The sequence below is a fragment of the Cupriavidus sp. 05T313 genome, from assembly GCF_056396665.1.
This window is the reverse complement of record NZ_JBFTLX010000272.1, coordinates 1-9,227: the sequence shown is the minus strand read 5'-3', so window position 1 is coordinate 9,227 and position 9,227 is coordinate 1. Positions and strand designations below refer to the sequence as shown.

General features: G+C 69.7%; 10 protein-coding genes. 9 read left to right on the top strand and 1 reads right to left on the bottom strand.

Features of this window, described 5'->3' with window-relative positions:
- Positions 1-22: 22 nt before the first annotated feature.
- Positions 23-997: an NAD(P)H-dependent flavin oxidoreductase gene (locus tag AC1DKD_RS35270; protein ID WP_477144315.1), complete on the bottom strand. Its 975-nt coding sequence runs from the start codon at positions 995-997 to the stop codon at positions 23-25.
- Positions 998-1,180: 183 nt separating this feature from the next.
- Here AC1DKD_RS35270 and AC1DKD_RS35265 point away from each other — a divergent pair, with 183 nt between their 5' ends.
- The 9 genes from AC1DKD_RS35265 to AC1DKD_RS35225 form a co-directional block, all read left to right on the top strand.
- Entirely contained in the window at positions 1,181-2,068 is an 888-nt protein-coding gene (locus AC1DKD_RS35265; protein WP_441633263.1) for a crotonase/enoyl-CoA hydratase family protein, read from the top strand.
- Positions 2,069-2,105: 37 nt separating this feature from the next.
- Positions 2,106-2,777: a nitroreductase gene (locus tag AC1DKD_RS35260; protein WP_441633261.1), complete on the top strand. Its 672-nt coding sequence runs from the start codon at positions 2,106-2,108 to the stop codon at positions 2,775-2,777.
- Between the two features lie 142 nt (positions 2,778-2,919).
- Complete coding sequence (locus tag AC1DKD_RS35255; protein WP_477101855.1) at positions 2,920-3,924, top strand: 4-hydroxyproline epimerase; 1,005 nt, start codon at positions 2,920-2,922, stop codon at positions 3,922-3,924.
- Positions 3,921-5,090, top strand: coding sequence for an NAD(P)/FAD-dependent oxidoreductase (locus tag AC1DKD_RS35250; protein WP_477144314.1), 1,170 nt, complete (start codon positions 3,921-3,923; stop codon positions 5,088-5,090). The genes AC1DKD_RS35255 and AC1DKD_RS35250 overlap by 4 nt, the downstream gene beginning before the upstream one ends.
- Positions 5,068-5,331: a (2Fe-2S)-binding protein gene (locus AC1DKD_RS35245; protein ID WP_441637697.1), complete on the top strand. Its 264-nt coding sequence runs from the start codon at positions 5,068-5,070 to the stop codon at positions 5,329-5,331. Before AC1DKD_RS35250 ends, AC1DKD_RS35245 begins: the two co-directional genes overlap by 23 nt.
- Positions 5,328-6,629, top strand: a complete 1,302-nt coding sequence (locus tag AC1DKD_RS35240) for an FAD-dependent oxidoreductase (RefSeq protein ID WP_477111155.1) — start codon at positions 5,328-5,330, stop codon at positions 6,627-6,629. The genes AC1DKD_RS35245 and AC1DKD_RS35240 overlap by 4 nt, the downstream gene beginning before the upstream one ends.
- Before the next feature lie 95 nt (positions 6,630-6,724).
- A complete protein-coding gene (locus AC1DKD_RS35235; protein ID WP_441636155.1) occupies positions 6,725-7,594 on the top strand; it encodes a helix-turn-helix domain-containing protein in 870 nt (289 codons plus the stop codon).
- Between the two features lie 195 nt (positions 7,595-7,789).
- Entirely contained in the window at positions 7,790-8,716 is a 927-nt protein-coding gene (locus tag AC1DKD_RS35230) for a dihydrodipicolinate synthase family protein (RefSeq protein WP_441636153.1), read from the top strand.
- Positions 8,717-8,825: 109 nt separating this feature from the next.
- The coding region (locus AC1DKD_RS35225) for an amino acid permease (protein WP_477144313.1) at positions 8,826-9,227 on the top strand (402 nt) is incomplete at its 3' end.

The following is a 9,227-nucleotide window of genomic DNA, read 5'->3' as shown; positions in this document are numbered from 1 at the left end:
CAGCCATGCCAGTCCCGCCGCCTCACGCCGCGAAATAGCGCGACGCCACGCCGAGCTGCTCGCGGCATTCGGCCACCATGCGCTCGATCAGCTCGGCACAGGTCGGGATATCGTCGATCAGGCCCACGCACTGGCCGGCGCTGATGATGCCGCCATCGGTCTCGCCGGCGGCGAGCGCGGCCTTGCCGCGCACGCCCGCCACCAGGTGCTTGACGTCCTCGAACTGGGCGCCGCCGGGCTGGCGTTCGATGGTGACGACTTCATCGGAGACCGCGTTCTTGAGCACGCGCGCCGTGTTGTGCAGCGTGCGGAAGATCAGGTTGGTGTCGCGCTCGCTCGCGTCCACCAGCGCCTGCTTGACGTTGTAGTGGATCGGCGCCTCGCGGGTGGCGCAGAAGCGCGTGCCCATGTTGACGCCTTCGGCGCCCAGCACCAGTGCCGCGGCCATGCCCCGCCCGTCGGCGATGCCGCCGGAAGCGATCACCGGAATGCCCAGCCGGCGCGCCGCCAGCGGGATCAGCACCATGCCCGGCACGTCGTCCTCGCCGGGATGGCCCGCGCACTCGAAACCGTCGATCGACACCGCGTCCACACCCAGGCGCTCGGCCGACAGCGCATGGCGGATCGCCACGCATTTGTGGATCACCTTGATGCCGGCGGCCTTGGCGCGCGCGATATGCTCCCTGGGATTGTTGCCGGCGGTTTCCAGCACCTTGATGCCGCTTTCGATGATCACGTCGAGGTAGCGCGCGTACGGCGGCGGGTTGATCGAGGGCAGCAGCGTCAGGTTGACGCCGAAGGGCTGGTYGGTCAGCTCGCGGGTGCGGCGGATCTCGGCGGCCAGGGCCTCGGGCGTGGGCTGGGTCAGCGCGGTCAGCACGCCGAGCCCGCCGGCGTTGGATACCGCGGCGGCCATCTCGGCATAGCCTACCCACTGCATGCCGCCCTGGATGATCGGGTAACGGGTGCCCAGCAATTCGGTAATGCGCGTCTTCATGAGGTTCCTTCTCGCTTCTTGTCTTTCAGGTTCTTTGCCTTGCCTGCCATGCCTGCGCCGCCAGGCCTCCTGGCGCCAGTCTACGGCGGGGCGGTGGCGGCGACCTCGTCGGATTCGACGATTGCAGGCGCACGATTCTGCACTACCTTAACTACCAACCCTTTCGAGCAGCCAAGGCCAGCCATGAGCAATTCCAGTTCCACGACTCCTCCCAGCTTCGAAACCCTGCAATACGCCGTCGACCGGGGTGTCGCCACCATCACCCTGCACCGCCCGGACAAGCTCAATGCCTTCACCGCGCAGATGATGCAGGAGCTGATCGATGCCTTCGACGCCACCGACGCCGACGACAACGTCCGCGCGGTGATCGTTACCGGCTCCGGGCGCGCCTTCTGCGCCGGCGCCGACCTGTCCTCGGGCGGCTCCACCTTCGACTACGAAAAGCGCTACGGCGCCAGCAAGGAAGCGGCGCACCGCGACGGCGGCGGGCGCGTGGCGCTACGTATCTTCCGCAGCCTCAAGCCGGTGATCGCCGCGGTCAACGGGCCCGCGGTGGGCATCGGCGTGACCATGCAACTGCCGATGGATATCCGCCTGGCCTCCACCGACGCCAAGTTCGGCTTTGTGTTCGCGCGCCGCGGCATCACGCCGGAGGCGGCATCGTCGTGGTTCCTGTCGCGCGTGGTCGGCATCTCGACGGCGCTTGAGTGGTGCTATACCGGCCGCGTGTTCTCGGCGCAGGAAGCGCTGGAGCGCGGGCTGGTGCGCTCGCTGCACGCGCCCGAAGACCTGCTGCCGGCCGCGCAGGCGCTGGCCCGCGAGATCGCGGACAATGCCGCGCCGGTATCCGTCGCCATCTCGCGCCAGCTGATCTGGCGCATGGCGGGCGCCAGCCACCCGATGGAAGCGCACCGCCTGGACAGCCGCGCGATCCAGTCGCGCGGCCAGTCGGCGGACGTCAAGGAGGGCGTCAGCGCCTTCCTGGAGAAACGCCCGGCCAGCTTTCCGGAGCGCGTGTCGCAGGACATGCCGGACTTCTTCGACTGGGGCAGCGAACCGCCCTTTATCTGATGCCGTCGATCCACCGCCGAGCCCCAAGGAAAACAGCGTGAAAGTCAGCATGGCAGTCCAGACCCGCAAATCGGTACGCGGCTTCCTTCCCGCGCCGGTACCGCCGGAGATCATCCGCGACGTGCTGGAGCAGGCCGCGCGCGCGCCGTCGGGCGGCAACCTGCAACCCTGGCACCTGCACGTGGTGGGCGGCGAGCCGCTGGAGCGGCTCAAGGCCACCATGCGCGAGCGCATCGCCGGCATGCCCGGCGGCGAAGGGAGCGAGTACGACATCTACCCGCGCGAGCTGGTCTCGCCCTATCGCGAGCGCCGCTTCCAGGTGGGCGAGGACCTCTATCGCTGCCTGGGCATCCCGCGCGAGAACAAGCGGGCGCGCATGGCCCAGTTTGCCAATAATTTCACGTTCTTCGGCGCGCCGCTGGCCTTGTTCTGCACCGTGGACCGCCGCATGGGCCCGCCGCAATGGTCGGACCTGGGCATGTACCTGCAAACGGTGATGCTGCTGCTACGCGAGCATGGGCTGGACAGCTGCGCGCAGGAATGCTGGGCGATCTACCCGGAAACCATCTCGGGTTTTCTCGCCATTCCGCCCGAACGCATGCTGTTTACCGGCATGGCGATTGGCTATGAAGACACGGAAGCACCGGTCAACCAGCTGCGCGCCACGCGCGCGCCGCTCGCCGAGTTCACCGAGTTCATCGGTATCTGAGGCCCCTGCGGCAAGCAGTGGGCAGCGGCTTGCCACTATGCCGATTTCGTCATCGCCGCTGGGGAAAGGCGACAAGCCGGCAGGGGGCGGCCATGCCACGCTGTAGGGGTCATCCACACTTGGCCCCCTGGGCATTCCCGCCATGCATCCCAGCGCCCCGCCTTCCACCGCAAGCTCCACGGTGTCTTCACCGCCCGCTCCCCGCCAGATCAGGGTGATCGACTCCCACACCGGCGGCGAACCCACCCGGCTGGTCATCGACGGTTTCCCCGATCCGGGCAGCGGCGGCATGGCCGCGCGGCTGGAGCGGCTCGCGCGCGAGCACGACCGCTGGCGCGCCGCCACCGTGCTGGAGCCGCGCGGCAGCGACGTGATGGTCGGCGCGCTGCTGTGCCCGCCGGTTTCCGCCGGTGCCTGCGCGGGCGTGATCTTCTTCAACAACAGCGGCTACCTGGGCATGTGCGGCCACGGCACCATCGGGCTGGTGGCCTCGCTGGCGCATCTCGGGCGCATCGCGCCGGGCCGGCACAGCATCGATACGCCGGTGGGCACGGTGGAGGCCACGCTGCATGAGGACGGCACGGTCGGTGTGCGCAACGTGCCCGCCTGGCGCTACCGGCATGCGGTGGCCGTCGACGTGCCGGGCCACGGCCGTGTCTCCGGCGACATCGCCTGGGGCGGCAACTGGTTCTTCCTGATCGAAGCCCATGGCCAGCGCATCGAGCGCAACAACCTGGAGGCGCTGACCGCATTCGCATGGGCCGTGCGGCAGGCGCTCGAACAGGCGGGCATCGCGGCACCGGACGGCGCGCCGGTCGACCATATCGAACTGTTCTGCACGCCCGACGATGCCGATGAAGCCGACAGCCGCAATTTCGTGCTGTGCCCAGGCAAGGCGTACGACCGCTCTCCCTGCGGCACCGGCACCAGCGCCAAGCTCGCCTGCCTGGCAGCGGACGGCAAGCTCGCGCCCGGCGCACCCTGGCGCCAGGCCAGCGTGACCGGCAGCCGCTTCGTGGCGCACTATGCGCCCGCCGATGAACCCGGCCGCATCATCCCGACCATCCACGGCCGCGCGCATGTGTATGCCGAGACCACGCTGCTGATCGCGCACGACGATCCCTTCGCCTGGGGCATCGGCGCATGAGGCCCGCGCAGGCTTGCGGCGATGTCATCGTGATCGGCGCCGGGATCGTCGGCGCGGCCTGCGCCTTCGAACTGGCCGGGCACGGGCTGGATGTCTGCGTGCTGGACAGCCGCGCAGGCGGCGCCACCCACGCCGGCATGGGCCATCTGGTGATGATGGACGACACCGCCGCCGAGCGTGACCTGTGCGCCTGCTCGCTCAGGCTCTGGCGGGAGCTCGCCCGCGACATGCCGGCCAGCTGCGCCTATCGCCAGTGCGGCACGCTGTGGGTGGCCAGCGACGCCGCGGAAATGGACCTGGCCCGCCAGCGGCAAGACGCGCTGCTGGCGCAGGGCATCCCGTGCGCCACGCTGGATGCCGGCGAACTGGCGTGCCAGGAGCCGATGCTGAGCTCGGGCTTGGCGGGCGCGCTCAAGGTCGCGGGCGATGCCATCGTCTACGCCCCGGCCGTGGCGTCATGGCTGCTCGCGCAGAGGGCATCGCGGATAAACGTTCTGCACGCCACGGTGAGCGCGGTGGAGGCAAACCATGTCACCCTGGAAGACGGCAGGCGGCTGACCGCCACCGCGGTCGTCGTCGCCAACGGCATCCAGGCCACGCAACTGCTGCCCGCGCTGCCGATCCGCGCCAGGAAGGGACATCTCGTCATTACCGACCGCTACCCGGCCTGCGTGAACCATCAACTGGTCGAACTCGGCTATGCCGCGAGCGCGCACCACAGCGACGGGACCTCGGTTGCCTTCAATGTGCAGCCGCGCCCCACGGGCCAGTTGCTGATCGGCTCGTCGCGCCAGTTCGACAGCCTCGACACGGCCGTGGATAACCAGGTCATGGCCCGCATGCTCCAGCGCGCCGCCGCCTACCTGCCCGCCCTCGCCGGCATGAACGCGATCCGCTGCTGGACCRGCTTTCGCGCCGCCACGCCCGACGGGCTGCCCATCGTCGGCGCCCACCCCGGTCAGCCGGGCCTGTGGCTGGCGGTGGGCCACGAGGGGCTGGGCGTGACCACCGCGCCCGGCAGCGCGCGCCTGCTGGCGGCGCTGCTGCTAGGCCAGCGGGTCCCGATAGATCCGGCGCCATTTTCCTTCAGCCGCTTCGCCGCAGCCACGGAGACCGCTCCTGGCCCTGGCACGGAGAATACGCATGAAACGCAACCGGGCCGCTAACCCGACCGTGAACGTCCTCCTGGATGGCAGCGCGCTGCGGGTGCCGGCGGGCATCTCCGTGGCGGCGGCCATGGCCTATAGCGACCGTCCGTTCACCCGCCGCTCCTGTGGCGGCGAGCAGCGCGCGCCGTTTTGCGGCATGGGCGTTTGCCAGGAATGCCGCATGACCATCGACGGCCGGCGCCGGCTGGCGTGCCAGACCACGTGCCGGGATGGCATGGTGCTGGAGCGCACGCCATGAGCGCGCGGCACATGGGCACCGGGCAAGCACTTGCCGCTTGCCAGCGCCGCTACGACGTATTGATCGTCGGCGCCGGGCCCGCCGGCATGGCGGCGGCGCGCGCGGCGGCCGGGAGCGGCTGCAGCGTCGCGCTCATTGACGACAACCCGGCGCCCGGCGGGCAGATCTGGCGCGATGGGCCAGGCGTGCGGCTGCCATCGCAGGCGCGCAGCCTGCGCCACGCCATCGCCGCGCACGGCCGCATCGCGCTGTACGCCTCGACGCGCGTGATCGCGGCGCCTGCGTCCCACACGCTGCTGGTCGAGAACGACGAGCGCGCCATGCACCTGCAATTCCGCAACCTGATCCTGTGCACCGGGGCGCGCGAACTGCTGCTGCCTTTTCCCGGCTGGACCCTGCCCGGCGTGACCGGAGCGGGCGGGTTGCAGGCCCTGGTCAAGGCGGGCGCGCCGGTCAGGGGCGAGCGCATCGTCATTGCCGGCAGCGGGCCACTGCTGCTGGCGACGGCCGCCACGGCGCGACGGCACGGCGCGCATGTCGCGCGCGTCGCCGAGCAGGCACCGCTGTCACGCCTGACGCGCTTCGCCGGCGCGCTGTGGCGCTGGCCGTCCAAGGCGGCACAGGCCGTCGCCCTGCTGGATGGCCACTATCGGGCGGGCTCCCATGTGGTGGAGGCACTGGGCGACGAGCGCCTGCGCGCGGTGCGCATCCGCCAGGGCGGCCGTACCGTGGCGCTTGCCTGCGACCGGCTGGCGTGCGGCTTCGGGCTGGTGCCGAATACCGGGCTGGCCGCGCTGCTGGGCTGCCCGCTCGACCCCGTATCGGATGCGATTGCCGTCGATGCGCTCCAGCGCACCGGCATGCACCACGTCTATGCGGCGGGCGAATGCACTGGTATCGGCGGCGGCGAGCTGGCCCTGCTCGAAGGCAGGATCGCCGGCTACGCGGCAGCGGGCGCCGACGACCGGGCTGGCGCGCTGGCGGCAACGCGCGCCCGCTGGCATGCGTTCGCGGAACAGGTGCGGACCACGTTCGCGCTCGACCCCGCGCTCAAGACCCTGGCCCGCGCCGACACACCGCTGTGCCGCTGCGAGGATGTGCCGCTATCGGCCATCCAGGCGTATCCGGATGCCTGGATGGCCAGGATGCAGACCCGCTGCGGCATGGGCGCCTGCCAGGGACGCGTCTGCGCCACGGCCGGGCGGGTCCTGTTCGGCTGGACGCAGCCCACGCCGCGCCCGCCGCTGTCTCCCGCCCGGATCGGCACATTGATGCTGGACGAGAACGGGCGAAGCTGACAGGCTGTGCCAACGCGGCTTGGAGCGCCCACCGGTAGATCCGTGGATCGACGCACACGGAAGTCCGATGAAGTAAGAAGCCATCAGGAGACAATATGCCGCCATCGCCCACCCTCTCCGCCGCCCCCTTCCCGGCCCGGCAACCCTCGCCGGCACCGGCGAGCCAGCACGAGGCCGGCAACATCGCCCACCTCGCCGACATCTGCGCGGGCATATCGAAGCAGCGCCCGCGCGACATGGCCACCCTGCTCGATACCCTCTCGCTGATCACGCCGTTGCTGAACGCCATCCCCAACGTGGTGTTCTTCATCAAGGACCGCCAGGCGCGCTACCTGGTCGCCAACCTGACGCTGGCTACCCGCTGCGGCTTCAAGCGGATCGAACCCCTGCTTGGCAAGACGTCGGCCGAGGTCTTTCCCGCCCATCTTGGCCAGCGCTACACGGAGCAGGACCGGCGCGTCCTGGATACCGGCTGCGCCATTGCGCAGCAGCTTGAGCTCCATCTCTATCCCGCGCGCGATGCGGGCTGGTGCATGACCTGCAAGCACCCCCTGCTGGATCGCGACGGCCGCATCATCGGCATGGCCGGCATCTCCCACGACCTGCAGTGCGCCAGGGACACGCATCCGGCCTACCAGCGGCTGGCGGCGGTGGACACCTATATCCGCGAGCACTACATGCGCCCCATCCTGCTGTCCGAACTGACCGGGCTGACCGGCCTGTCGGCGGCGCAACTGGAGCGCTACTGCAAGCGCATCTTCCACCTGACGCCGCGTCAAATGATCCACAAGGCGAGGCTGGAGCGCGCGTCCGAGCTGCTGTCCACCGATATGCCGATCACCGACATCGCGCTCGAGTGCGGCTATACCGATCACAGCGCCTTCACCCGGCAGTTCAAGGCCCTGACCGGACTCACGCCGCGGCAGGTCAGGCCGCCGGCCGGCAAGCCCGGCGCGCACGATTGAACGGGGAGCGCGCAACGGGCCGCTCCCGTCAAGCCCGCTTGCGCGGCCTCGCCCGATGCGGGCTCGTATTGTGCCGATTTCGTCTACCTGCTTTGCGGAAAGTCTCAAGCCCGAACGGCGCGCAACTGCGAACCTGAAGGCTGGTGGCCAGGTGATGCCCTGCCGGCACACCCCACGCACACAAAAGGAGACGATATGAGCCGCAACGCCATCCACTGGACCGGTGTATTCCCCGCCGTCAGCACGCAGTTCAAGGCCGACTACTCGCTGGATATCGAAGCCACCCACAAGGTGATGCGCAACCTGGTCGCCGACGGGGTCTCCGGCCTGGTGGTGTGCGGCACCGTGGGCGAGAACACATCGATGTCCACCCTGGAAAAGCTTGCCGTCATCGAAGCGGCGAAAGACGCCGCCAGGGGCCGCATCCCGGTCATCGCGGGCATTGCCGAATTCACCACCGCCTTCGCCCGGGACATGGTGAACGAAGCGGCGCGGGTCGGCGTCGACGGCGTGATGGTAATGCCGGCGCTGGTCTACTCCGCCAAGCCGCACGAAGCCGCCGCGCACTTCCGCGACATCGCCACCGCCACGGACCTGCCGGTCATGCTCTACAACAACCCGCTGGTCTACCGCAGCGACATCACGCCGGACATCCTGGTCTCGCTCGCCGATTGCGAGAACATCGTCTGCTTCAAGGATTCCTCCGGCGATACGCGCCGCTTCATCGACCTGCGCAACGCCGTGGGCGACCGCTTCGTGCTGTTCGCCGGGCTGGACGACGTGGTGCTGGAGAGCATTGCCGTGGGGGCCGAGGGCTGGATCTCGGGCATGTCCAACGCCTTCCCGAAGGAAGGCGAGACGCTGTTCCGCCTGGCCCGCCAACGGCGCTTCGACGAGGCGCTGGCGCTGTACCGCTGGTTCATGCCGCTGCTGCACCTGGACTCGCGCCCGGACCTGGTCCAGTGCATCAAGCTGTGCGAGGAACTCGCCGGGCGCGGGAGCGCCGTCACGCGGCCTCCGCGCTTGCCGCTGCAAGGCGAGGCACTGGAACAGGTGATGACGGTGGTCGCGCAGGCCATGGCCACGCGCCCGGTGCTGCCGGACGTCGGCCTGCGGGCCTGAGACTGCGCCGCCGGCCCGCGCGGCCGCCATCCGCCCGCCCGCCGCCCGCGTTCGCGGGCGGATGGCCGCATCGTCCGGACGGCCATCACCCGATGACCAAGGAGTCCCCATGTCTCCAGTGCAAGGCAAGTTCAAGCGGCAGCTCACCCTGACCGATCTCACCTTTATCGGCCTGGGTGCGATCTTCGGGTCGGGATGGCTGTTCGCCGCCAGCCACGTATCCGCCATCGCCGGGCCGGCCGGCATCGTCTCCTGGCTGCTGGGCGGCTTTGCCGTGCTGCTGCTCGGCATCGTCTACTGCGAGCTGGGCGCGGCGCTGCCGCGCGCGGGCGGCATCATCCGCTACCCGGTTTTTTCCCACGGCGAGCTGATGGGCTATCTGATGGGCCTGATCACGCTGATCGCCTTCTCCAGCCTGATCGCCATCGAAGTCGTGGCCGCGCGCCAGTATGCGGCGGCCTGGTTCCCCTTCCTGAGCCAGCCGGGATCGAGCGATCCCACCCCGCTCGGC